A 24,481-nucleotide genomic window follows, 5' to 3' on the forward strand; every position below is an offset into this window, starting at 1 on the left:
CAGACTTGCGTTGGATTAGTTGCCGGACGAGGGTTCAAACACGTTGTCGACCAACGCAGGAGCATCCGCCTGAGGGACGTGGCACTGGTTACAGAAATACCGGGTGCCTGCCACTTGGTCCAACTCGTTGCCGTCGCGATCCAGGTAGTGGGTCATCGACAGGGTCGGCGCGTTGCGGTCGCCGGCCTTGGTCCAGTCGTGGCAGGACAGGCACTGGTTGGTGCGCACGTCGATCTGGTACTGCTCGACCGAATGCGGGATCAGCGGCGGTTGCTGGCGATAGTTGCGCTGCATGCGCCCTTCGACATCCTTGTGGATCTGATGCAGGGGGATGGGCTCATCTACATCTGCCCCGCGCAGGGTTTCCACCTGGGCTGACTGGGCAAGGGCGAACCCGCTCAGGAGCAAAACGGGGATCAGGGCAATTCCGCCTGTCACGATTGATTTTTTCATCTTGGCACTCCCTTAGATAGGTCTGGCTTCGCGCGGCTCGGGCGCGGGAACTGGATCGGAAGGTGCGACGACATGATCGTCGAACCGGTGAGTAAATTGGAAAACATCGACGGCGCAGACATCGATGCAGCGGCCGCAATTGGTGCAGTCCGGCGACAGGATCAGCGGTGTCGTGCCGGGCTTGCCCTTCAATGCGGGCGAAATGATCTGGTTTTCGGGGCAGACCGCGTAGCAGTCCATGCAATCGTCACAGGCCGTCCGGTTGGCAGCGCTGACCCGCAGCAGGCTTTTGCTGCCGATAAGGCCATAGAAGGCGCCGACCGGGCAGATATGGCCGCACCAGCCGTGGCGCGCGACGATCAGATCAAAGATGAAGATTGCGGCGATCAGGGTCCAGACGAAACCGGCACCAAAGATCAGCCCGCGATGCAGCATGGTGATCGGATTGACCAATTCCCACGCGATCACGCCGGTCAGGCCCGAGACGATCAGCACCGTCGCCAGCACCCAGAGGCGCGTGTTGCGCTTTGGTTGCCAGCCTTTTGGCAGATCCAGTCGACGGTGCAGCCAGTTTGCGGCATCGGTCACCGGGTTGATCGGGCAGACCCAGGAACAATAGACGCGGCCCCCGATCAGCGCATAGGCGACCAGAACGATCACCCCGCCGATCAGCGCGGTCAGTTCGGGCCAATGCCCGGCCACGGTGCTTTGCAACAGCACCAGCGGATCGGTCAGGGGCAGCACGCCCAGGGTCAGCGACCCCGCCAGCGTGCCCTGAACGATCCAGATACCGAACCAGGGGCCCAGCAGGAACAGGGCCAGAAAGAACAGCTGGCTGGCGCGGCGCAGCAGCAGGAAACGGTGCGCGCCGATCCAGCCCTTGGCGGCCATGGCCTCTTGTCCGACCGGCAGATGGGTACGGGCGCTCATTGTCCAGTCCCCGGAAGATTATAAGATGGCGTGAAGCCGCCCGGCGCGGCCAGGTTGTCCGTACCCGGTCCCGGCAGGCGGTCGGGCAGGTCGATGAGACCGTCCACAAGGGGGCCGCCGTGGGTCTCTTTTTCTTCCCATCCTTTGCGATAGTGATCCGCACTGCTGCCGCGCGCTAGTCGGGCGGGCAGAACCTTGATCGCGGCTTCGGGAAGAACGCAGCTTTTCTCGCACATGCCGCAGCCGGTGCAGTGATCGGCATGCACGGTGGGAATGAACATCGCATGATGACCCGAGCGGTTGTTGTGCGCAGTCTCCAGCGTGATCGCCTCGTCAATGACGGGGCAGACGCGGTAGCAAACGTCACAGCGCAGGCCGAGGAAGTTCAGGCAGTTTTCCTGATCGACCAGAACCGCAACGCCCATATTGGCATCGTCGATATTGTCCAGCCCCGGATCCAGCGCACCGGTGGGGCAGGCGGCGACGCAGGGGATGTCGTCGCACATTTCGCACGGCACATCACGCGCCGTGAAATAGGGCGTGCCGGTGGCAACGGCATCGACCCCAAGCTCAGCCAGTTTCAGAGTGTCGTAAGGGCAGTCCCGCACGCAGAGCCCACAGCGGATGCAGGCCGACAGGAACTCTTTTTCCGGCAATGCGCCGGGCGGGCGCAATGCCTCGGCCGGCAGCGCGCGGGCATCGCGGGCCAGCCAGGCCAGCAATGACCCGGCGACCACGCAGCCGCCTGCCGCGCGCGCCGAATCCTGCAGGAATCGGCGCCGTTGCGGCGAGAGAGGAGTACCGGTCAGGGACATGGGGACTACCTTTGCGATCCTTCCCGGTTACGCGCGTTCGATCTTACACGCGCATTTCTTGAAGTCGGTCTCTTTCGACAGCGGGCAGGTTGCGTCCAGCGTCAGCTTGTTGGTCAGCTGATGTTCGTCGAAGAACGGCATGAACACCAACCCGCGCGGGGCCTTGTTGCGTCCACGGGTCTCGACCCGGCTGGTGACCTCGCCGCGACGGGTTGAGATCACGATCTCTTGCCCGCGCCGCAGGCCGCGGTCCTTGGCGTCCTGCGGATGCATATAGACGACGGCCGACGGGAACGAACGGTGCAGTTCCGGCACGCGGCGAGTCATCGAGCCCGTGTGCCAGTGTTCCAGCACGCGCCCGGTGCAGAGCCACAGATCATATTCTTCATCCGGCTCTTCGGCGGCGGGTTCGTAAGGGGCAAAGATGATATTGGCCTTGCCATCCTTCTTGCCATAGAACTTCACGCCCGCGCCTTCAGGCACGTAGGGGTCATAGCCTTCGCGGAACCGATAGAGCGTTTCCTTGCCATCCACGACCGGCCAGCGCAGACCACGCGCCTGGTGATAGGTTTCGAACGGCGCCAGATCGTGCGCGTGGCCGCGCCCGAACTCGGCATATTCTTCGAACAGGCCTTTCTGGACGTAATAGCCAAAGTGTTCGGATTCGTCGTTGTCGAACCCTTCGGCGGTCTCGGACAGCGGGTATTTGTCGATTACGCCATTGGCAAACAGCACGTCATACATGGTCTTGCCGCGATGTTCGGGCATGGTGGCCAGCAATTCCTCGCCCCAGACTTCTTCGACGGTGAAGCGTTTCGAGAATTCCATCACCTGCCAGACATCCGACTTGGCCTCACCCGGTGCCTTGACCTGCTGGCGCCAGAACTGGGTGCGGCGTTCGGCGTTGCCATAGGCGCCTTCTTTCTCGACCCACATGGCGGTGGGCAGGATCAGGTCGGCAGAGACAGCCGTGACGGTCGGATAGGGGTCCGAAACGGTGATGAAGTTTTCCGGGTTGCGATAGCCGGGATAGCCTTCTTCGTTGATGTTGGGCGCGGCCTGCATGTTGTTGGTGCACTGTACCCAATAGGCATTCAGATCGCCGTCTTTCAGCTTGCGGTGATGCAGAACAGCGTGGAAGCCGGGTTTGGGCGGGATAGTGCCTGCGGGTACGTTCCATGCGGTTTCGCAAATCTCGCGGTGCTTGTCGTTCATCACCACCATGTCGGCAGGCAGACGGTGGGCAAAGGTGCCGACCTCGCGCGCCGTGCCACAGGCCGAGGGCTGACCGGTCAGCGAGAAGGGCGAGTTGCCGGGTTCCGAGATTTTACCAACCAGCAGGTGCACGTTGTACATCAGCGAGTTCACCCAGGATCCGCGGGTGTGCTGGTTAAAGCCCATGGTCCACAGGCTCATGACCTTGCGGTTGGGGTCGGCGTATTGCTTGGCCAGACGCTCCAGCTTGTCGGCAGGCACGCCGGACAGTTCCGAGGTGTATTCCAGCGTGTATTTCGAAACCGCCTCGGCATATTCCTCAAAGCTGATCGGTTCCATCTTGCCGACATTGGGGTTCGCGGCGGCTTCCTGCAGCGGGTGATTGTCGCGCAGGCCATAGCCGATATCGGTGGCGGTTTTGGTGATGTTGACGTGGTTCTGGACGAACTCTTCGTTCACCGCGCCGGTCTGGATGATGTAGTTGGCGATATAGTTCAGGATCGCCAGATCGGTTTGCGGCGCAAACACCATACCGTTATCGGCCAGCTCGAACGAGCGGTGCTCGTAGGTCGACAGCACGTGCACCTCACAGCCCGGCTTGGTCAGGCGCGTGTCGGTCAGGCGTGACCACAAGATCGGGTGCATCTCGGCCATATTCGAGCCCCACAGAACGAAGGTGTCCGCGTGTTCGAGGTCGTCATAGCAGCCCATCGGCTCGTCGATGCCGAAAGTGCGGATAAAGCCCACAACGGCCGAGGCCATGCAGTGCCGCGCGTTCGGGTCGATATTGTTCGACCGGAACCCGGCCTTCATCATCTTGGCGGCGGCATAGCCTTCCCAGACGGTCCATTGACCGGACCCGAACATGCCGATGCTGGTCGGGCCTTTCTTGGCCAGCGCCTCTTTCCACTTGGCGGCCATGACGTCAAAGGCTTCGTCCCAGCTGACCGGCTCGAACTCGCCATTCTTGTCGTATTCGCCGTTGGTTTTGCGCAGCAGCGGGGTGGTCAGGCGGTCCTTGCCGTACATGATCTTGGACAGGAAATAGCCCTTGATGCAGTTCAGGCCGCGGTTGACCGGCGCGTCCGGGTCGCCCTGGGTGGCGACAACGCGGCCGTCCTTGGTGCCAACCAGGACCGAGCAGCCAGTGCCGCAGAACCGGCAGGCTGCCTTGTCCCAGCGGATATCGGGGGCACCGGTTTGCGCAACGGCCTGACCGGTGGCCAGAGGGATGCCTGCGGCAGACGCAGTTGCAGCGGCCGCAGAGGCCTTGAGGAAAGTCCGGCGAGATTCTGAAGTAGTCATAGCGTGAGCCTCCGGCTGGTGGTTTGGCTTGGGGCCTCGGGATGCGGAGCGCTTTCCGCGAGATCCTCGAAATGGTGATAAGTCAGCGTCAGAGAAATCACTCCGGGGATCTGATGCAGATCCATGATGATCTCGGACGCAAGGCGGTCGGGTGTATCTTCGACAACGATGACGAAACGGCCGTCTTCGGCCTGGGCGTGAACTTCGACGCCCGGTGTGTCGCGCATGGTTTGCGCCGCGGCGTCGGTCTGTTCTTGTGCAACATGTGCAAGGCAACCGCAGATATTCATTGAACCGTTTCCGTTTGAGTTATGGGCCGACGTTCAAACGCGACAGCATCGGCGGGGCAGAGCGCCACGCAGGCACCGCATCCGTTGCAGGTATCGATATCCAGCGACGGTTCAGCCCGTCCGCCCAGTTGCAGCCTGAACCGGATGGCGTCCTGTTCGCAATTGTCCTGACAGACGCGGCAGCTGACTCCGTTCATGGACAGGCACGAGGCCTCCTGAATGGCGGCCTGCCACGGCCAGTCGGCCAGACGTTCGACTTGCAGAGCGTCCGTCGGGCAGGCCCTGGCGCAATCGCCACAAAAGGTGCAGGGATCGTCGCCGGGCCGAAACACCGGGAAACCATCCTGGTCAGTCGCAATCACGTTTTCGGGGCAGGCCTCGGCGCAGTCACCGCATTTGGTGCATTGATCCACAAAGCCGGGCACAACCGAGCCCGGAGGGCGGACGGTATTGCTGCCCTCGCGGAACATGCTGGCGCGTAGAAACGCTCGGCGGCTCGTCATCTGGCTCATGCGGCTGGACTGTTCGCGTTTGATTCTTCTTCTATGGTACCTCAATAGCGTTTCTAAGTTTGATGAATTTTGATCCAGATCATAAACGTCTGCTTTATTTTTCATCCTTTTGTGGACCCTTTGACGGGTCAAAGCTGTCGGCTGGGTTGTCGAGGCAGGGATGAGTCGCCGATTCGGCCTTATTTTTAGGCGGATATCCTGCCAAACGGCCTCGTTCCACGTGTCCGAATTATGTTGTTGTGATTTCTTGCTATGCGGCATTGCAGCACTGAAATTGAGTCCCATATTGAAACTCGATATGCTGCACCGCAGAATGTGCGAAAGGACCGGCCCGAATGTTCAAGCTGGACGGGACCAATCACCAATTGATCGCCAAGGCATCGCCCGCGCCGAATTTCTGGCCAGCGGCGCGGCCATCAACCTCATCGGCGGCATTCACCTTGTTGACGGCGGCAATGGCATCGTCGGGAAAAGGACAGGCTCATGTTTTCAAATGTGCAGAAGACCTCGCTGAAACTTGGGTCCGAGATGGCGCAGGATGCGGCCGCAGTTCAGGATCGGACCTTTGATATTGTGACCCGCGCGCTGGATCAGTCAGGCGTGCAGTGGCACCTGCTGTCGCAGTCCTCTCGATTGCAGTCGCAGAAGATTGCCGAAGCCCACGCGGAACGCACCCGGAACCTGATGCAGGGATTTGCCGATGTGTCACAGCGCCTTACGCGTTCGCACTCCATGGCAAAGGACTGGGCCGCGTATCTGAAAGACGCCTCGCAGCGGGTGGTGCTGACCATGGATGCACTGCGTGAACGGGGTGACGTGTTTCTGCAGCATGAGGCTGCGGGCTGCCCGCCGGTGCTGATCTATGACAATGAGGTCATCGTTGACGGACAGACCCTGAAACGCGCCTGCAACTACCAGTTGCTGCGCATTCTGCCGCCCAAGGGTGTCACGGTTGAGGATACGAAACGCCCTTATATCATCATTGATCCGCGCGCAGGGCACGGTGGCGGGATCGGGGGTTTTAAGCCGGACAGTCAGGTGGGCGTTGCCCTGTCCAAGGGTCATCCCGTCTATTTCGTCAGTTTCGGGCGTGATCCGGTGCCCGGCCAGACCCTTGCCGATGTCATGCACGCCGAGGCCGGGTTCGTGCGCACCGTGCGGGCGCGCCACCCGAACAGCCCGCAGCCCGTGGTGACCGGAAATTGTCAGGGCGGGTGGGCAACCCTGCTGATGGCCGCCTGCAACCCGGACCTGACCGGGCCGCTGATCCTGAACGGTGCGCCGGTTGCGCCGTGGTCGGGTGAGGTAGGCGAGAACCCGATGCGCTATAACGCAGGTGTCCTGGGGGGCACATGGCAGCCGATGTTCTGGTCCGATCTGGGCACGGGCAAGTTCGACGGCGCCAATCTGGTGATGAACTTCGAACAACTGAACCCCGGCCGGAACTATTTCGGCAAATATTTCGACCTATACCGCGACCCCGAAGCGGGCTGGAAACGCTTCATCGATTTCGAGCGCTGGTGGGGTGGCTATTTCATTCTGAACGAGGCCGAAATCCATTGGATTGTCGAGCAGCTGTTTGTCGGCAATCGGCTGGTCAAGAACACCGCTCAGCTTGAGCCGGGCGTACCGGTGGATATCAAGGCCATCAAAGGCCCGATCTTTGTCTTCGCCAGCCAGGGCGACAACATCACGCCGCCGCAGCAGGCACTGAACTGGATTGCTGCCACTTATGCGGATGAAGAGGAAATCCGCCTGCGTGGCCAGCGGATCATCTACATGCTGCATGACGAGGTCGGCCATCTGGGCATCTTCGTCTCGTCCAAAGTGGCGCGGAAGGAACATACCGAGCTGGCCTCGACCTTGGAAACGGTCGAGGCGATGGCGCCGGGTCTTTATGAGATGGTGATCGAGAACACCGAAGGCGAGGGCCAGGACAAGCAGTTCGAAGTCCGGTTCTATGACCGAAACCTCGAAGACTTGGCCGCGCTGGATGATGGTCAGGAGGACGAAGCCAGCTTTGCCGCCGTGGCGCATATGTCCGAAGTGCAGGCCAATATCTACGAAACCTTCGGGCGTCCTCTTGTCCGGTCCCTGTCCACACCGATGGGGGCGAAGACGCTGCGCGACCTGCATCCGCTGCGGGTTCAGCGGGCTGCCATGTCATCGGCGAACCCGGTGATGAAGGGCGTGGAGCATCTGGCCGATACGGTGCGCGAACAACGTGACCCCGCCGCGCCGGACAGTCCTTTCCTTGAGCTTGAGAAACTGACCGCCGACTGGATCGAACAGGTCATGGATCTGAACCGCGACCTGCGCGATGCGTGGTATGAGGCCACGTTCTTTACCCTCTGGGGTGGGCCGCTGGCTGCGTGGTTCGGCAAGAAATACGCCGCGCATCGCACCTTGCCCGATCCCGAAACCCTGCGGTCCCTGCCGCAGGTCGAGGCTGCGTTGGCGCATATGAAGCAGGGCGGGCTGCCCGAGGCGGTGATCCGTCTTCTGATCCTGCTAGGCGATAGCAATCAAAGCTTCCGGGCCGAGATTCTGCATCGCTGGGCGCATGTGTTCCGCAATGAGGCGCCTTTCAAGGACCTGACTGTCGAACAACGCCAGCGGATGCTGCACGAACAGACCGTGATCGTGACCTTTGACGAACAGGGCGCGATGGATTCGTTGCCCGATCTGCTGCCGCGCGCCTCGGACAGAAAACAGGCGGTGGATCTGATCAAACGTGTCCTGGGCGATATCCCGAACCCGTCGCCCGAGCTTGTAGAGATGGCGCAGGCGCTGTACGAGACACTCGATCTTGCTGAGATCGAAAAGAAATCCGATGCACCGGCCAAACCTGCCCCCAAATCCCGGGCGCGCAAGGCTGCCGCAGTGAACAAGGCCAAGCCGCTATGAAGATAGAACAAAACCGCACTTACGCGCAGGTGGAGGTCGGGGACGAAGCGCAGCTGACGCGCCTGTGCACAATCGACGATCTTTACGCCTTTGCGTCAGCCTCGGGCGATCACAACCCGTTGCACCTGGCGGGATATGACGGCGATGGCGATGGTCGCCCCGAGGCGGTCGCCCCGGCCCTGTGGCCTGCTGGTCTGATTGCGGCGGTTCTGGGCAATATCCTGCCCGGTGCCGGGACCCAGGCCCGTTCGGCCAATCTGACGTTCCACCTTCCCGTGGTGGCAGGTGACGAAGTCACCGCCTTTGTCACCGTGATCGAAAAACGCGCGGATGGTGACTTGCTGTGTGCCGCCAAGGTGCGCCGCGTCGGTGACAACGCGCTGGTCCTCAGCGGTGAGGTGCAGGTCACGCCACCGGCCAAGCAGATGGCCTTCGACTCGGTTGAAGTGCCCGGCCTGATCGTTCAGCGCCACCGTCACTTCGACGCGTTGATCGCAAAAGCCGAACCGATGGACCCGATGCCCACTGCGGTGATCGCGCCGGAAGAGCCGAATTCGCTGGGCGGCGCGCTGCTGGGCAAGGCCAAGGGCATCATCACGCCGATCCTGTTGGGTGACCCGGACAAGATCGCTGCTGCTGCGGCTGAGCTGGGTGCCGATCTGTCGGGGATCGAAGTTATCGAGGCCAGCGGCCACGAGATCGCCGCCCACCGCGCCGTCGACCTGGTTGTCGAAGGCAAGGCTGAGACCCTGATGAAGGGGCATCTGCATACGGATGTGCTGCTGCACGCGGTGTTGCGCCGCGACAGGGGGCTGCGGACCGGGCGGCGCCTGTCACATGTGTTCGTGATGGACGTGCCGGGCATGTCACGACCGATCATGGTGACGGATGCGGCGGTCAACATTGCTCCGGACCTCGAAACCAAGGCCGATATCGTGCAGAACGCCATCCACCTGGCGCATTCCATCGGGATCGAAACGCCCAAGGTTGGCGTGTTGTCAGCGGTTGAGACGATCAACCCGCATATGCCCTCGTCCGTCGATGCGGCACTGCTGTCGAAAATGGCCGAGCGGGGTCAGATCACCGGCGGTCTGGTTGATGGCCCTCTGGCGATGGACAACGCGGTCGATCTGAATGCGGCGCGCACCAAGGGGATCACCTCCGAGGTCGCGGGGGTGGCGGATATCCTGGTGGCGCCGAATATCGAAGCGGGCAACATGGTGGCGAAACAGCTGACATTTATCTCACATGCCGAGGCAGCTGGGATCGTTGTTGGCGCCACCGTGCCGATCATTCTGACATCGCGGTCGGATGACGATGCGTCGCGTCTGGCCTCGTGCGCGGTGGCGGCGCTGCACGCGCTTGCGAACAAAGGTAAATTCCATGGCTGACTATGTTCTTGCGCTGAATGCCGGATCTTCTTCGTTAAAATTCGGATTGTACGAACTGGCCGAGGGCAACCGCCCCAGTATGCGCTGGCATGGCCAGATCGAACGTCTGGGGGACGCGCCCAGATTGCTGGCGCAATCTGCCGGAGGGCGCTCGGTCGACCGGCCGCTCACCAATGCCAAGAGCCATGATGAGGCCATTCAGGCCTTTTTGGATATGGCCCAAGAGTATCTGCCGAACATCAACATCCGCGCGATTGGCCACCGGGTCGTGCATGGCGGGACCGTTTATTCAGAGCCTGTGCAGATCGATGACAAAGTCATTGAAACGCTGACAGGGTTCATCCCCTTTGCGCCGCTGCACCAACCCTACAGCCTGGCCGGTATCCGCGCCGCCAGCGCCGCCTTTCCCGACACCGTTCAGGTTGCCTGTTTCGACACCGCGTTCCACCGGACGCATCCATGGGTCAACGACACATTCGCCCTGCCGCAGGGCTACTATGAAAAAGGCGTGCGCCGGTACGGTTTTCACGGTCTGAGCTACGATTATATCTCGCAGAAGCTGAAAGAAATCGCCCCGGGGCTTTACGACGGTCGCGTGGTCATCGCGCATCTGGGCAACGGGGCTTCGATGTGTGCGGTCTCGGGCGGGCGGGCCGTGGCATCGACCATGGGCTTTTCGGCGCTGGACGGGTTGCCGATGGGCACCCGCTGCGGTCAGCTGGACCCCGGTGTTGTGCTGTATATGATGCAACAGGAAGGCATGTCGGCGGACGAAATCGCCGAGATGCTCTATCGCAAATCCGGCTTGCTCGGCCTTTCGGGTATCTCATCGGATATGCGTACCCTGTTGGCGGCTGACACGCCCGACGCGCGCAAGGCCATCGACTATTACGTGTTCCGCATCCGCCGTGAACTGGGCGCGCTGTCAGCCGCGCTGGAGGGCATCGACGCGCTGGTCTTTACCGGCGGGGTTGGCGAGAACTCGGCCCAAATCCGTCAGCAGGTGTGTGACGGGATGCGCTGGATCGGGATTGACATGGACCATAACAGAAATGCCGATGGCGGCACGGTTCTGTCGACCGATTTCAGCCGCGTTCGGATTCTGACGATCCCCACGAACGAAGAGATGGTGATCGCCCGCGCAGCGGCGCAGATAATGTAACCGTCGCTACTGGTCCGGCTTGTTTTTACGCCGCCGGGCATACCGGACCAACGTCCCCAGGATCGCGCTGATGACATCAGGCGTCAGCGCGCCCAGCGGATCGCGGCGGAGGCCCGTCACGGTGCCGCGCACCTCGGACAGGGTGTCTGTTACCTCGGTTTCGATGTCCTGCAAGGCCATGTCGCGGAGTTCAACCGCCGCTGTGGTATCGGCCTGTGCACTCTGCGTGTTGGCCAGCAGAGCAAGGATCAGCGCCAGCAGCAGGTTGGCCCCCGCCATGATAAGCGCCGCCAGCGGTTTCGACAGGCTTGCCGACAGCCAGAAGAATCCGGCCACATTCAGCATGATGACGGCCAACCCGACGGCGAGCCCCGCAGCAGCGTAGAACCCGGTGCGCCGTGCGGCCACCGCCACATGGCGTTGCGCAATCAGCCTTTCGGCGCGCAGTACGATTGAAATATTGCGGGAAATGCGGCTCATGATTGGGCTCCTACCGGGACCGGCCTAGCAGATAGCCAAGCGTGAAAATGCCCAGGGCAAACAGGATCGGCCGCTTGTGGGGCAGGTCTTCCAGCTCGGTCAGGGCTTCTTCCAACTGACCTGACCAATTGTCGAAATTTTCGGCTATCCTGTCGGCCACCGTGTCATGCGGTTCGGGCTCGGGTGCCTTTTGACTGGCCGCAGTTTGCTCGGCCAGTTGGCGCCGCAGTTCGGCGACCTGGGCTTCAAGCTCGGCTTTCGTGACCATGGGACCGGTCCTTTTGCAATGGGTGCGCGCGGGTTGAGGCGAACACCCTAACCCCGGCTTCAAGGACCATGTTAATGCGCTTTTCCGGTTTAGGAAAAGGGACTTATCTTTTTTCAGGCATAGTAGTCCGCAACCAGAAGGAAATCGGGTGCGGCGTCTTCTTCGATGGTGGCGAAACGCGGGATGGGATCTTCGAACACGTTATCGGTGCGGTCGTCATTGACGGTCGAGACCTCTCCGATCAGGCAATCGCCCTTTTCGGCCCAGAACGCGTGCCAGATGCCGGGCATCAGGGTGACGCTTTCGCCCGGTTTCAGGCGCAGCAGTTCACCGGGTTTGATCGTGACCGGGCAGCCATCGCTGGGCACGACAACGGGAGTGTCGCGGTCTATGCCGCCTTCTGAGTCCGAGGCATAGATCTCCATCACCAGATCGCCGCCGCCCCGATTGATGATATCCTCGGCCTTGACGATATGACGGTGCATCGGCGACAGCTGCTTGTCGCGTGAGACCAGCAGCTTTTCCGCATAGAGCATACCGCGACCGCTGTTCAAATCCCCCACATCGCCATTGCGCAGGGTGAACAGAAACAGGCCAAGTTCGTCAAAGCGGCCCTGCCCATAATCGGTGATATCCCAACCCAACCCGCGTTCGCGAATGCCGGCGGCTTTGTCGCTGCGCATTTGATCCGGTGACCAGTTGGCAAAGGGTGGCAGCACCGCACCGAACGAGCGGATAAAGGCTTCGGCCTCGGTTTTGATGGTGTTTATGTCGGATCGTTTCATGTCGGTCTCTTATGGGTCAAAGCTCGTGCGACCAGGGCGGGTTTGCTCCGGCGCGGGATACGGTGACGGCAGCAACCTCAGCTCCTTTGGCGAGGGCGGACCGCAGCTGGTCGGGGGTCAGGGCGCGTAGGGCAGGTTTGCTCAGGTGCCCCGCGTGTTCGAATTCTGCCAGAACGCCGGCGTTGAAGGTGTCGCCTGCTCCGACCGTATCGACCACTTCGACAGGTGGAACAGGGACCGACGTCTCGGACCCATCCGCCAGATAACCGGACGCACCGTCGCTGCCTCGTGTCACGATGACAACCGCAGGTCCCGCCTGCAGCAGCAGCGGCACTTTCTCGGCGATGGTTTCAGGGCCGGGGACGATCCAGTCCAGATCCTCATCCGAGACCTTCACGATATCCGCCTGCGCGATCATGCCGTTCAGACGGGTGCGATAGCGGGTCTGGTCCTCGATGAAATCCGGCCGGATGTTCGGGTCGATCATCACCGCCCGGTCCGCCCCATGCTTGTCCAGCAGCGCGGCATAAGCATCCGCGCAGGGTTCACAGGCCAGGCTGATCCCGCCGAAATACAGCGCCGACACGGCGGACAACTGGTCGGGCATGTCTTCGGGCATCAACCTCCGCCCGGCCGAGTTCTCATCCATGAAGCTGTAGGTTGCCTGCCCGCCCTTCAACTGCACAAAGGCCAGCGTGGTGGGGCGGTCCGCGCGGATCACATGACTGCTGTCCACATGGCTGGCCCGCAGGGCCTCGGCCAATTGTTCCCCGAACATATCCGAAGACAGCCCCGTCAGCAGCCCGGCCGGAACCCCCAATCGCCCCAGCGCAATGGCCGTGTTGAAGATGGCGCCGCCGGAATGGGGCACAAACCCTTTTCCGCCCGAAACGGTCGGGGTGGGGATCATGTCGATCAGGGCTTCACCGCAGCATAGAATCATGCCGTGGTCCTTTCTGTTTCATGGGGTCGGGCGCGCATTCTGCCGCGCGAGCACACTTTTGCAGAAATTGTTAGCGCCAACAATGCCAAATTCATCCTGTTCCGAGACATAGAGGTTGAACGACCGCCGCAAATCGCTGAATCGCCCTCCGGCGTTGAAAGCGTTGCGAAATGCATCCTTGAACAGCCAGCGGTTCTTTTCGGCGACACCGCCCACAAGGAACACACCGCCCAAGGGCATGAGCACCACGGCCAGATCACCCATCACCGCGCCCAGATGGGTGGTAAACATATGCGCGGCTTTCACTGCGACCGGGTCGGTTTGCGTGCGGGCGTCTTCCAGAATGTCCCGGGCGTTGCGCTGTGGTGTATTGGCCTGCCCGGCGGCCATTCCGGCGGCTTGATACAGGATCGGCAAACCCGTGCCGCTGAGGAACATTTCGGCTTCAAGCACCAGGGTATCGTCGAAAAAGCAATCCGGCGCGATGTGACGGGCCGCGCGGAAAATCTCGACCTCATCCAAGTGGCGCGGAGACAGGCCGATATGACCGCCTTCGCCCGATGCGGTGTGGTAGCGGCCATCGGAATAGAGCAGGGCGCCGACACCAAGCCCGGTGCCCGGTCCCACCACCAGCCTGGTGCCGGGGGGCGGGGCTGCGGTGCCTTGCAGAACCTCGACATCATTGCCGGTGATCTCGGCAACCGACCAGGCCGCAGCGGTGAAGTCGTTAATTACAAAGGTGTGCTGCGCGCCGGTTGCCCTGCCGATATCACCCTCGGACAGATCGAGATTGGCGTTGGTCAGGCGGATCGTCCCGTCTTTTACCGGTCCGGCGCCGGCAGCAACCACGGCGCGCGGATCGGTGCCGATCTCGTCGCGCAGGCCGTGAAACGCCGCGAGCAATTCGGGCAGGGTGCCTGTCGGGTATTTGCGCAAGTCGGTCAGCTTGCCATTCGAGATCACACCCAGCCGTGTATTGGTGCCGCCGATATCGGCAACCAGATTCCAATGCTCGCGCATGGCTCCGGCGGGCTGCGCAAGCGGCAACGATACCGGCCCTGTTGCCAAAGCGGGCAGGTCTTCAAGCCCAGATGTCCGGATGAACAGACCCTTCACCGGCACGCCCTGTTCCAGAGCCTTGCGCACGGGTGACAGATGCTGATTAAGCCCGGCAGGATCTTTCTGGCGTCCCGAGTTGCCGTTTCCGATAAGATAGATGGGCAGGTCTTTGGTGTAGCTTTGCTGGATGTTGATCAGGGCTGCGGGGTCGATCAGCCCGTTGGCTTCGCACTGCAGACCGCACCAATCGACTGGGGAACCGATAATGTCGAAGTCGTCTTGCCAGCCTGCGGGCAGGTATGGCTCCAAGCGATCCAGCGCGCCCTCGGGGTAGGTCTTGTTGAATACCCCGCCTAACAGATCGGCGGTCCAAGGGCTGTTTTCCAACAATTCCAGAGGGGCCTCCACGCCCAGATTGGTCATGCCCAGCCCACGCATCGCCTCAATCGAGCGACCATGCGCCAACAGCATATGATGCATTCCGCGCGTGGCGGCGCGGACATCGCGCAAATCCGGGTCGCCGAAGCCCGCACGCGCATCCATGGGCGCAACACTGAACATGCGATCACCGATGCGACCTATGAGGGTCTCGGTGTAATCGGCAAACCAATCTGCAATATTGCGGTTTCGCCAGCCGCCCAGATCGGCTAGCGCCAACGGAAGATCGTTGCCACAAAGCGTTACACAAGGGCGCATACCATGCTCCAGCAAGGCATCGGCCAGCCGGTCGTAATGGTCCAGTCCGGTGTGGTTCACCGGTCCCCGGCCTTCGGGCAGGACATGCGCCCAACGGGTCAAAAAACGATAGCAATCAAACCCGGCCATTTGCACCGGACCAAGGTTCAGCGGTTCAGAATCGTGATGGCCACCAGAGGTCGCAAAGCCAAAGAGGAAGTCTTTGGGAAAATCAGCGCGGATATTTTGCATGATCAGTACCTGTTGCGGCGAGACCGGTAGGATCGCCACCTATCAGCTTGGCCTCCGGCATTCCAGTTTGATGCGGGTTTCGTGGTGTTATTGGGCAGTCCGGTTCTGTTTCATGAGAGCTGCGATATCAGGAAATGATAGCGCTAACAATACCTGAATCCTGACCGTCTGCCGGGTAAGGCGGTTCGCCTAGTGGGCCTTTATGCGTCGCTGAACCCTTGTCTTGACAAGTGAGGTTGCGCTGTTTCAACCTATTTGAAACGTTTCAATAAAGGATAAACCCGGTAAATGCGGATTGCGGCGCAGCTTTATACCGTTCGGCAGGTTGGGGATCTGGCATCCCAGCTTGAACTGATCGCCGCCTGCGGGTTCGAGGACATCGAAACGATTGGGTTCCATGATCTGGCCCCCGGGATATGGCGCAACAGGTGGCACGATCAGGTCTGACTGTGCGCTCGGCGCATTTCGACTGGTCCGAGTTTCAAACGCGGTTCGACGATATCGTGGAGCTGTTGCGTCTTTTGCACTGCCCTGTGGCCGTCATGCCATGGCTGGAGCCCGAGGAACGGCCCGCCACGCTCAGGGAATGGGCCGCGATGGCGGATCGGCTGGCGGGCTGGGCGAGGCAGCTTGCAGCACAGGGTGTTCGTCTAGCCTATCACAATCATGATTTCGATCTGGTGGGCGATCCCGGAGAAACGCCTCTGGACCTGATTCTGTCGCATGAAAGCCTGTACTGGCAGCCCGATATCGGGTGGCTGCAGGTGTCGCAGCAAGACCCGGAAAAGCTGCTGCAGCGCTATGCGGACCGGATCGTTTCGGTGCACGCCAAGGACGTAGATCCGTCAGCAGGGCAAGGCGACGAGCGCTGGCGCAATCTGGGGCAGGGTGTAGTGGACTGGCCCCGCGTGCTGCGCATTCTGGCTGGCAGCCCGTGCAGCGATCTGTTCGTCGAACATGACGAAACGCCCAACCACGCTCAGACCTTGCGGACGGGGCGGAGCTTTCTGATGCGACAGCTTGCGGCGAAGGTCGGGTGATGGCGCGCGCTACGATCAAGTCCATCGCGAAAGAGACGGGATACTCCGTCGGTACCGTCTCGAACGCGTTGCGTGGGGCGGCCTCGGTTAGGGAACAAACACGGCAAGAGATTCAGGCCGTTGCCACCCGGCTTGGCTATCGCGTCAACATGGACGGCCTGAAACTGCGCACCAACAAATCCTACCGCATCGCGGTTCTGGTCAGCGTGTCACCGGACGCGGCAGAGGAATGGGAAGGGGTCGAGTTCACGCGCATTCTGGCTGGAATCTCTGCGGCGCTGCAGGATTCGCGGTATGAAATGAGTGTGCTCAACGTGGCCGATATTCCGGATGCCATGACGGTATTGGCGCGGATCGTTCAGGATGGGCTGGCCGATGGCGTCATATTCTCGGGCACGCTGCACGATGATCCGCGCATCGCGTATCTGCAACAAAACGCGTTCCCCTTCGTGACCATGGGGATGACCGACAGCGCAATTCCTCATGCCTATGTCGATTTCGACAGTCAGGCCGCGGCCTTCGACGCCACGGCGCGGCTGGTGCGGCTGGGGCATCGGCGTATTGCTTTGGTCAACCCTCCGGACACGTTGATCTATGCGAGCCAGCGCCAAACCGGATACGAACAGGCCTTGGCCAATGGCGGAATCACTCCGGACCCGGCCCTGATCTTCAACGGCCCGACCACGGCGCGCACCGGGCAGCACAGCTTTGACGCGCTGATGCGGCTGCCGGATCGCCCCACGGCCTGTATCTGCGCCAACGAAGCGATGACGTTGGGCGTGCTGTCCGCCGCCCACGCCGCCGGAATCCGGATTGGCCGCGATCTGGTGGTGATTTCCACCGACGATCTGCAGCTCAGCCGCTATTTCGTGCCACCGCCCAGCACCTATTACGTGCCGATCGAAGAGACCAGCCGTCTGCTGGGTGAATACATGTTGAAAGCTTTGGATGGGGCCGACCCCTCCGAGATCCAAAAAAAGATCAGGGCCACACTTATCGAGCGCCAACCTGACACCCTTGCGCCGCAAACGGCGTCTGTCAAATAGACCAACAGAAGGAGTAATGAAGATGTTCAAGAACCTACTGGCCGCCGCCGCGCTGACTGCAATGGCCGCCCCGGCGGTCTTTGCTGCCGATCTGGAAGGGCGCGTGCTGAAAATCGGAACCGACGCCACCTATCCACCGATGGAAACGGTCGATGAGGCGACAGGCGAAATCGTGGGCTTTGACGTGGATGTGATGACTGCGATCTGCGAAAAGGTGAATTGCGTTCCGAACTTCGTCAACACCGCCTGGGACGGCATCTTTGCCGCGCTTCAGCAGGGGGAATTCGACCTGGTGATCTCGGGCGTGTCGATCACGCCGGAACGCGAAGAGACGATGGACTTCTCGGAACCTTACATCGTGGTCAGCCAGGCGATCCTGCTGCAGGTCGATAATGGTGACATGACGCTGGACGACTTCAAGGCCGGTGGCCAGAAACTGGCGGCGCAAACCGGCACCACCAACGCGCAACTGGCCGAAGACCTGGTCGGACGTGAGAATGTCAGCTTGTATGACAATTTCTCGGCCGCCATCCTGGCGCTGCAGAACGCAGACGTGCAGGGCGTGATCATCGACGGTACCTCGGCCGCGGCCTATGAACAGGAATTCGCGGGTGAGTTGACCGTCGGGATCACCGGATTGCAATCCGACCCGCTGGGCATCGTGTTCCAGGAAGGCGATGCCACTGTGGATGCCATCAACGAGGGGCTGGCGGCGATCAAGGCCGACGGTACTCTGGACACGTTGATCGGCAAATACTGGGGCACCGAATAACCCGGTCTGACCCGTAACGGCCTGGCGCCTCCGGTGGCCGGGCCGCATATCTGCAGAGAGGTCCCATGTCGCGCCTAAGCTCGATCCGCCCGAGCAACCTCGTGTTGCTCGCCGCTGCCCCGTTCATCATCTACCTGTTTGCCACCTCGTCGAAATACCTGCGCTCGCTGATTGCGATCCTGGGAATCGGCAATAACGCGGGGCCGATATTCGCTGGGTTTCTGATCATTCTCGGGGTGGCCATCTTGGGCTATCTCTGCGCCCGCAAAGCGCGGTTCCAGACAGCGCCGGGGTGGTTGCGCATTTCGGCGCTGGCGGCATTGCCGGCGGCTGGGGCCTTGGCGGTTCTGGGGTTTGTCGCGCCGCAGGTGCTGATGCCCTTTGCCGAGTCCGTCTTCTTTCACGCGCTCAGCGAGAATACATCGACCCTGATCGACCGGTCCTCGCAAACCTGGGTGCTGTTCCCCGAGGTGGTCGAGGCCGTTCAGACCGGTTTGCAGATCGTGCTGGTGCTCTACGCGATTGCCGTGGCCGCCATCCTGTTTTCCGCACGCCTGCCCAACGGTTTGCGGGGCTATGTGCAGCTGGGGTTTGAATTCCTGACCGGTGCGGTGCTGTTTTACCTGATGTTCATGGCACATTGGCAATTCGCAACCGGCGTGGCGATCACGTTCCGCGCGGCCATCTTTGCCTATATCTTTGCTGCCATTCTGGGCTTGATCTGGGTCGGGCTGCAATCGTTCAAACCCAAGGCCCGCACGACCGTCACCTATGGTTGCATCAGCCTGGCCTTGCTGGCCATCTCGGCGTTTTTCTTCATGCAGCCGCAGGTCAAATACGAACTCATCGGTACGCTGGACGCCCGCATCGCCATCGTGCGCGGCACCCCGCAAGCGCAGGCCGACATGATCCGCTTTGGCGAGTTTCAGGAAGGCGAAAGTCAGCAATACCGTATCCGCAGCGCCCCGGATGCGGCCAGCGCGCTGGAGCAGATAGAAACCGTGGACAGCGTATCCGGTGCCTTTGTTCCGGTTGGCACCAACACCAAGGGGTATCCGGTGATCTGGCAGACGCAATTTCTGCCGGACAAATACCGCAATCCAGCACTGGCCTTTGCCGTCTTTGGATTTCTGCTGCTGACGCTGACTGTTGGCGGCGCCCAGCACAAACTGCATCCGCTGGCCGTGGGGGCCGAGTTCTTTGTCGACACGATACGCGGCATCCCGATGTTGGTGATCATCCTCTATATCGGCCTGCCTTTGGCCGGTGCGGTCAAGGATGCCACTGGCGGCGGCATCGACATGACCAACATGACGCGCGGGATCATTGCCATTTCGGTTGGTTACTCTGCCTATATGGCCGAGATTTTCCGCTCTGGCATCGAAGCCATCCCGCGCGGGCAGATCGAGGCGGGCGGCTCGTTAGGCCTGTCGCGCTGGCAGACCGCGCGGCTGATCATCCTGCCGCAGGCGCTGCGGATCGTGACGCCGCCTTTGGGCAATGAGTTCATTGCGATGATCAAGGACACCTCGCTGCTTTCGATCCTGTCGGTGCGCGACATGACCCAGCGGATGCGCGAGTTTCAGGCGGCCAGCTTTCTGCCCTTTGCGCCGTTTAATACTGCGGCGATCCTCTATGTCGTGATCACGCTGGGCTGCGCCAGCTTCCTGAAATGGATCGAACGCCGTACGGCAAGGGAAGACCGATGAGCAAACTGGAACTGGGGGTTTGCTATTACCCCGAACAATGGGATCGGTCGCTGTGGCGCGAGGATGCCAGACGGATGGTCGAGATGGGCCTCGATTGGGTGCGCATTGCCGAATTTACCTGGGGCCTGATTGAACCCGAGCGAGGTCAGTTTCAATGGGGCTGGCTGGACGAGGTGATAGACATTCTGGGCGATGCGGGCCTGCGCGTGATGATGTCCACGCCGACAGCGGCGCCGCCGAAATGGCTGATTGATGCGCACCCCGAAATCCTTCCGATCAGCCCGGATGGGCGCGTGCGGGGTTTTGGGTCCCGCAGGCACTATTGCTTTTCAAGCGAGGTCTATCTGGCCGAGTCTCGCCGTATCGCCACCGAATACGCGCGCCGCTATGGTGAAAACCCTCATGTCCACGCCTGGCAGATCGACAATGAGTATAATGATCACGACACGGTGCTCAGCTACTCGGACGCGGCGCGCGACGGATTCCGGCGCTGGTTGGAACAGCGTTACGGCACCATCGACAGCCTGAACCAGACATGGGGCACCGTGTTCTGGTCCTCTGCCTATTCCAGCTTCGACCAGATTGAATTGCCCAACGGGCTGGTGGCCAACCCCAACCCGACTCATGCGCTGGATTTTATGCGCTATTCCTCGGACCGGGTGCGGCTGTTCAACCGGACACAGGTGGACATCCTGCGGCAATACTCTCCGGGCCGGGATATCACCCATAACTTCATGGCTGGCAGCTGGGAGTTTGACCACCACGCCGTGGCTGCTGACCTGGATATCGTGGGTTTCGACAGCTATCCGCTGGGCAATCTGCTGGGCTCGACCCTGTCTGATGAGGAGAAACACAGGTACCTGCGCACGGGCGCGCCGGACTATCAGGGGTTTCACTGCGATCTCTACCGGTCGCAGGGCAGGGGCCGGATGTGGGTTCTGGAACAGCAACCCGGCCCGGTGGATTGGGCAGAGAAAAACCCATCCCCTGCGGATGGCATGGTTCGGCTGTGGACATGGGCCGCCTATGCGCATGGGGCGCAGGCCGTGATGTTTTTCCGCTGGCGGCAGGCCAAGTTCGCGCAAGAACAGTTTCACACCGCCCTGTTGCGCTCGGATGGCAGCCTTGATCAGGCGGCGCTGGAACTTGCGCAGGTGGTTCAGGACCGGGCGGCATTGCCTCCGGCGGCGCGCCAACGGGCGTCGGTGGCCATCCTGCTGGATTACACGTCCATCTGGGCTGCGGATATCCTGCCACATGATGATGCGTTCCCGAATGCTCACGTATTCCGTGAATGGTATTCCGGGCTGCGGTCCCTTAGTGTCGATCTGGATTTTGTCGGGCCAGAGGATGACCTGACCGGCTATGCGCTGATCGTTTTACCACAAAGCATGATTGTCTCGCCGGACCTTGCGAAACGGCTGCGGGACAGTCAGGCAAAGCTGGTGATCGGGGCTCGCGCGGCCAGCAAGACCGCCGACATGCACACGCCGCATAACCTTGCCCCCGGAGATCTTGCCGATCTGGCCGGCGTCCGGGTTCTGAGGGTCGAATCATTGCCCGATCTGGCCCGGGAATCGGTGCGTCTGCAGGACGGCACCCAGCATGAATTCACCGGTTGGCGCGAAATCATCGAGACCAAACATCCGGTAACAGCCCGTTTTTCCAGCGTTTACCGCGATGGCAGCCCGGCGATGGTGCAGTCGGATCGGGCGATGTACCTGGCAATGATTCCGCGCGGGCCATTGTTGCAGGCTGTTCTGGCCGAGGCGCTGAACTGGGCGGGTATCCCCGCAACGGAAGACAACCGGGATATGCGCGTTACGCGCCGGGGTGAGTTGTTTTTCGCCTTCAATTTCAGCGCAACGCTGCAGGTTTTGTCCAGTCCTGAAGATCGTCAATATCTGGTTGGTGGTTCTGAAGTCCCGGCCTATGGTGTCTCAGTCTGGACAGAAACGTGACCTGATCCCGGTTCTGACGGGCGTGATCGCAAACTGGACCTATTAAAACTGGCAACTGTCACTTTTGGACTGACAGCTCTGCATCGAAGGTCTAACCTGCAATTACAAAACAAAAAGAATACAAAGTCCAACAATGGGAGAAACGAAAATGGCTGAACGGAAAACGCTTTCCAGACGCTCTGTCCTGAAAGGCGCAGGTGCTGCGGCGCTGGCGGCACCGCTTTACAGCAAAACTGCGCTGGCGTCTTCGGGTGAAATCAACATTCTGATGTGGTCGGACTACCTGCCGCCCAGCTTCATTCAGGAGTTCGAGACCCTGACCGGGATCAAGGTGAACTATACCGGTATCGGATCGAACGAAGAAATCATCAACAAGATGAAAGCGACCAAGGGTCAAGGTTTCGACATCGTGTCGCCGACCAACAACCGCTCGTTGCAGTGGGAGCCGCTGGAACTGCTGCAACCCTTCGACATGAACAAGGTTCCGATCGATCTGGTGAACCCGGCGATGGCTGCAATCGGTACGGATGCATGGAACTTCGGTGACAGCGGCGTGCACTGGCTGCCCCATATCTGGGGCACCGAGGGTATCGCCTATCGCACCGACCTGTGGCTGCCCGAGGGCGACGCACCGTCTTATGGCGATGTCTGGTCCGAGGAAAACGCTGGCAAGACCATGGGCCGCGCGCATTCGATGATGCTGGGTGCGGGCCTCTATATGGAACGCGCCGGAGAGATGGAGCCGGGCTCGGTCTGGGCTGCGTATGGCGATGAAGAGACCATGCGCAAGGTCTGGGGTCAGATCACCGATTGGTGTATCGAACGCAAGAACCGGATCAAGCTGATCTGGAACGACGCCGACACCCAGAAAAACGGCCTGCTGAATGAAGGCGTTGTCGTTGGCCAGACGTGGGACGGCCCGCCGCTGGCGCTGAAATCGGCGGGTGAGCCGGTGCACTATCAGGCCCCGATCGAGGGTGCGATGGCGTGGGTCGACGGTATGGCAATGCCGACAGGCGCGGCCAATATCGATCAGGTCTATGCCTTCATCGATTTTGCCTTTCAGGCGAAACCGGCCGGTGTGGCGATTGACAGCCACGGGTACAACTCGCCGGTTCTGGGTGCCGATCAGTATTCCGGTGACACCTACAAAAAGAACTTTGCCGAGGCCTATCCGGGTGACTCGCTGGCGAACCTCAACCCGTGGCCGGCCGAAGCGCCATGGTATGCGGAAACCCGTACCGAGTTCGTCAACAAGTTCAAAAGCGCCTGATTGCTTTGAAACGCTGCCCTCCGCCACAGTGCGGGGGGTCATCCATCCGCGCGCCGTTCCGGCGTGACGGACCCTATTTTGGTGCGGTCGGCAGCCGTGCCTGACGGAGATACCAAAAATGAGTGCAGGGGTCGGTGTAGATCTTGAAAACCTGTGGATCCGTTTCGGTGACTTTGTCGCCGTGCGGGACGCCAATGTGAACATCAACGGGGGCGATTTCTTTTCGTTCCTGGGCCCCTCGGGCTGCGGTAAGACGACGATCCTGCGCGCGGTGTCGGGCTTTCTGGACCCAAGCGAGGGCCGGGTTCTGATCGGCGGCAACGACATGCAGGGCATCGGCCCGAACAAGCGTCCGACCGCTCTGATCTTTCAGAACCTGGCGCTGTTCCCGCTGATGAAAGTGTGGGAGAACATCACGTTCTCCATGGAAATCAAAGGCGCCAGCGCCGCTGAACGCCGTAAGCGTGCGGACGAGTTGCTGGACATGATCGCTCTGCCCGGACAGGGCGACAAGCTGCCCAGTGAGCTGTCGGGCGGTCAGCGTCAGCGTGTTGCCATTGCGCGTGCTTTGTGCGCCGAGCCGGATGTGCTGTTGTTGGACGAGCCGCTGTCCGCACTGGACCTCAAGCTGCGTCAGCACATGCGGACCGAGCTGCGGGAAATTCAGCAGCGGGTTGGCATCACCTTCATCTACATCACCCACGACCAGGGCGAAGCCCTGACCATGTCGGACAACATCGCCGTCATGCGAGCCGGAGTGATTGACCAGATTGCGGACGGCAAAACCATCTACAATGACCCGAATACGGCCTTTGCGGCCTCATTCGTGGGCGAAAACAACGTGTTCCGCGGCAGGATCAAGCAGGTCATGGGCGGTGAGGCGTTGATCGAGACCAACCGCTCGGGCGATCTGGTTGCGCGGATTTCGACCGCCAATCAGGGCAAGATGAAAGTGGGCGACGACGCCATGATGTTCATCCGCCCCGAAGCCCTGGCCATCGCGCCCGATGGGGCCTCTGGCGACCACTTTGTCACCGCACGGGTGAACCACGAGGAATTCGAAGGCAACGTCTTCAACATCTTCACTGAAGGCGAGGGCGGTAAAGAGATCAAGGTGTCGATCCCGAACCATGGCCAGTCCTTCAAGGATCACACCGGTCAGAACATCACGCTGGAATACGAGACCCACAACGCGGTTCTGGTTCCGGCGGGTGAACTGGCCGCGGAATAAGGGGACG

Annotated in this window: 23 protein-coding genes; 12 read left to right on the top strand and 11 right to left on the bottom strand. The window is 60.9% G+C overall.

Annotated features, from left to right (window positions below):
• Positions 1 to 15 precede the first annotated feature (15 nt).
• The 6 genes from ACR0NT_RS10730 to napF are packed head-to-tail and all read right to left on the bottom strand — an operon-like array spanning position 16 to position 5,520.
• Positions 16 to 453 carry a nitrate reductase cytochrome c-type subunit gene (locus tag ACR0NT_RS10730; protein WP_170446675.1) on the bottom strand — a complete coding sequence of 146 codons (438 nt, stop codon included), beginning with the start codon at positions 451 to 453 and terminating at the stop codon, positions 16 to 18.
• Between the two features lie 12 nt (positions 454 to 465).
• The gene (napH, locus tag ACR0NT_RS10735) at positions 466 to 1,383 is read right to left on the bottom strand and encodes a quinol dehydrogenase ferredoxin subunit NapH (RefSeq protein WP_170446673.1); all 918 of its coding nucleotides are present in this window, start codon (positions 1,381 to 1,383) and stop codon (positions 466 to 468) included.
• Positions 1,380 to 2,198, bottom strand: a complete 819-nt coding sequence (gene napG, locus ACR0NT_RS10740; RefSeq protein ID WP_170673878.1) for a ferredoxin-type protein NapG — start codon at positions 2,196 to 2,198, stop codon at positions 1,380 to 1,382. The genes napH and napG overlap by 4 nt, the downstream gene beginning before the upstream one ends.
• Before the next feature lie 27 nt (positions 2,199 to 2,225).
• Positions 2,226 to 4,718 (bottom strand): nitrate reductase catalytic subunit NapA, encoded by a 2,493-nt coding sequence (gene napA, locus ACR0NT_RS10745; RefSeq protein WP_170673875.1) that lies wholly within the window; start codon positions 4,716 to 4,718, stop codon positions 2,226 to 2,228.
• A complete protein-coding gene (locus ACR0NT_RS10750) occupies positions 4,715 to 5,008 on the bottom strand; it encodes a chaperone NapD (RefSeq protein ID WP_170326570.1) in 294 nt (97 codons plus the stop codon). Before ACR0NT_RS10750 ends, napA begins: the two co-directional genes overlap by 4 nt.
• Positions 5,005 to 5,520, bottom strand: a complete 516-nt coding sequence (gene napF, locus ACR0NT_RS10755; protein ID WP_170673873.1) for a ferredoxin-type protein NapF — start codon at positions 5,518 to 5,520, stop codon at positions 5,005 to 5,007. The genes ACR0NT_RS10750 and napF overlap by 4 nt, the downstream gene beginning before the upstream one ends.
• Positions 5,521 to 5,680: 160 nt before the next feature.
• On the opposite strand from napF, the gene ACR0NT_RS10760 reads away from it, so the two are divergent.
• From ACR0NT_RS10760 to ACR0NT_RS10775, 4 genes are read left to right on the top strand one after another with little or no spacing between them, the layout of a single operon-like run.
• Positions 5,681 to 6,034, top strand: a complete 354-nt coding sequence (locus ACR0NT_RS10760) for a hypothetical protein (protein WP_170446665.1) — start codon at positions 5,681 to 5,683, stop codon at positions 6,032 to 6,034.
• Positions 6,004 to 8,427: a DUF3141 domain-containing protein gene (locus ACR0NT_RS10765; RefSeq protein ID WP_170673871.1), complete on the top strand. Its 2,424-nt coding sequence runs from the start codon at positions 6,004 to 6,006 to the stop codon at positions 8,425 to 8,427. Before ACR0NT_RS10760 ends, ACR0NT_RS10765 begins: the two co-directional genes overlap by 31 nt.
• Positions 8,424 to 9,818 carry a bifunctional enoyl-CoA hydratase/phosphate acetyltransferase gene (locus ACR0NT_RS10770; protein WP_170446661.1) on the top strand — a complete coding sequence of 465 codons (1,395 nt, stop codon included), beginning with the start codon at positions 8,424 to 8,426 and terminating at the stop codon, positions 9,816 to 9,818. Before ACR0NT_RS10765 ends, ACR0NT_RS10770 begins: the two co-directional genes overlap by 4 nt.
• A complete protein-coding gene (locus ACR0NT_RS10775) occupies positions 9,811 to 10,980 on the top strand; it encodes an acetate/propionate family kinase (RefSeq protein WP_170446659.1) in 1,170 nt (389 codons plus the stop codon). The genes ACR0NT_RS10770 and ACR0NT_RS10775 overlap by 8 nt, the downstream gene beginning before the upstream one ends.
• A 6-nt stretch (positions 10,981 to 10,986) precedes the next feature.
• On the opposite strand, the gene ACR0NT_RS10780 is transcribed toward ACR0NT_RS10775, so the two are convergent.
• From ACR0NT_RS10780 to ACR0NT_RS10800, 5 genes are all read right to left on the bottom strand, one after another.
• A complete protein-coding gene (locus tag ACR0NT_RS10780; protein ID WP_170446657.1) occupies positions 10,987 to 11,460 on the bottom strand; it encodes a hypothetical protein in 474 nt (157 codons plus the stop codon).
• Between the two features lie 10 nt (positions 11,461 to 11,470).
• Positions 11,471 to 11,728: a hypothetical protein gene (locus ACR0NT_RS10785; RefSeq protein WP_170446655.1), complete on the bottom strand. Its 258-nt coding sequence runs from the start codon at positions 11,726 to 11,728 to the stop codon at positions 11,471 to 11,473.
• A gap of 113 nt (positions 11,729 to 11,841) precedes the next feature.
• The gene (locus ACR0NT_RS10790; protein WP_170446653.1) at positions 11,842 to 12,513 is read right to left on the bottom strand and encodes a D-lyxose/D-mannose family sugar isomerase; all 672 of its coding nucleotides are present in this window, start codon (positions 12,511 to 12,513) and stop codon (positions 11,842 to 11,844) included.
• 16 nt (positions 12,514 to 12,529) lie between these two features.
• Entirely contained in the window at positions 12,530 to 13,456 is a 927-nt protein-coding gene (locus tag ACR0NT_RS10795) for a carbohydrate kinase family protein (RefSeq protein WP_170446651.1), read from the bottom strand.
• Between the two features lie 18 nt (positions 13,457 to 13,474).
• Complete coding sequence (locus ACR0NT_RS10800; RefSeq protein WP_170673869.1) at positions 13,475 to 15,442, bottom strand: family 1 glycosylhydrolase; 1,968 nt, start codon at positions 15,440 to 15,442, stop codon at positions 13,475 to 13,477.
• A 288-nt stretch (positions 15,443 to 15,730) separates the two neighbouring features.
• Here ACR0NT_RS10800 and ACR0NT_RS10805 point away from each other — a divergent pair, with 288 nt between their 5' ends.
• From ACR0NT_RS10805 to ACR0NT_RS10840, 8 genes are all read left to right on the top strand, one after another.
• The gene (locus ACR0NT_RS10805; protein WP_170673867.1) at positions 15,731 to 15,889 is read left to right on the top strand and encodes a hypothetical protein; all 159 of its coding nucleotides are present in this window, start codon (positions 15,731 to 15,733) and stop codon (positions 15,887 to 15,889) included.
• Positions 15,871 to 16,482, top strand: a complete 612-nt coding sequence (locus ACR0NT_RS10810; protein WP_170673865.1) for a sugar phosphate isomerase/epimerase family protein — start codon at positions 15,871 to 15,873, stop codon at positions 16,480 to 16,482. Before ACR0NT_RS10805 ends, ACR0NT_RS10810 begins: the two co-directional genes overlap by 19 nt.
• The gene (locus tag ACR0NT_RS10815) at positions 16,482 to 17,528 is read left to right on the top strand and encodes a LacI family DNA-binding transcriptional regulator (protein WP_170673863.1); all 1,047 of its coding nucleotides are present in this window, start codon (positions 16,482 to 16,484) and stop codon (positions 17,526 to 17,528) included. The genes ACR0NT_RS10810 and ACR0NT_RS10815 overlap by 1 nt, the downstream gene beginning before the upstream one ends.
• A 22-nt stretch (positions 17,529 to 17,550) precedes the next feature.
• A complete protein-coding gene (locus ACR0NT_RS10820; protein ID WP_480443054.1) occupies positions 17,551 to 18,300 on the top strand; it encodes a basic amino acid ABC transporter substrate-binding protein in 750 nt (249 codons plus the stop codon).
• Positions 18,301 to 18,365: 65 nt separating this feature from the next.
• Positions 18,366 to 20,009 (top strand): amino acid ABC transporter permease, encoded by a 1,644-nt coding sequence (locus tag ACR0NT_RS10825; RefSeq protein WP_170446641.1) that lies wholly within the window; start codon positions 18,366 to 18,368, stop codon positions 20,007 to 20,009.
• Positions 20,006 to 21,970 (top strand): beta-galactosidase, encoded by a 1,965-nt coding sequence (locus ACR0NT_RS10830; RefSeq protein WP_170673861.1) that lies wholly within the window; start codon positions 20,006 to 20,008, stop codon positions 21,968 to 21,970. Before ACR0NT_RS10825 ends, ACR0NT_RS10830 begins: the two co-directional genes overlap by 4 nt.
• A gap of 148 nt (positions 21,971 to 22,118) precedes the next feature.
• The gene (locus ACR0NT_RS10835; RefSeq protein ID WP_170673858.1) at positions 22,119 to 23,243 is read left to right on the top strand and encodes an extracellular solute-binding protein; all 1,125 of its coding nucleotides are present in this window, start codon (positions 22,119 to 22,121) and stop codon (positions 23,241 to 23,243) included.
• A 118-nt stretch (positions 23,244 to 23,361) separates the two neighbouring features.
• A complete protein-coding gene (locus ACR0NT_RS10840; protein WP_170673855.1) occupies positions 23,362 to 24,474 on the top strand; it encodes an ABC transporter ATP-binding protein in 1,113 nt (370 codons plus the stop codon).
• Positions 24,475 to 24,481 lie beyond the last annotated feature (7 nt).

Source organism: Ruegeria sp. AB10, assembly GCF_056542745.1.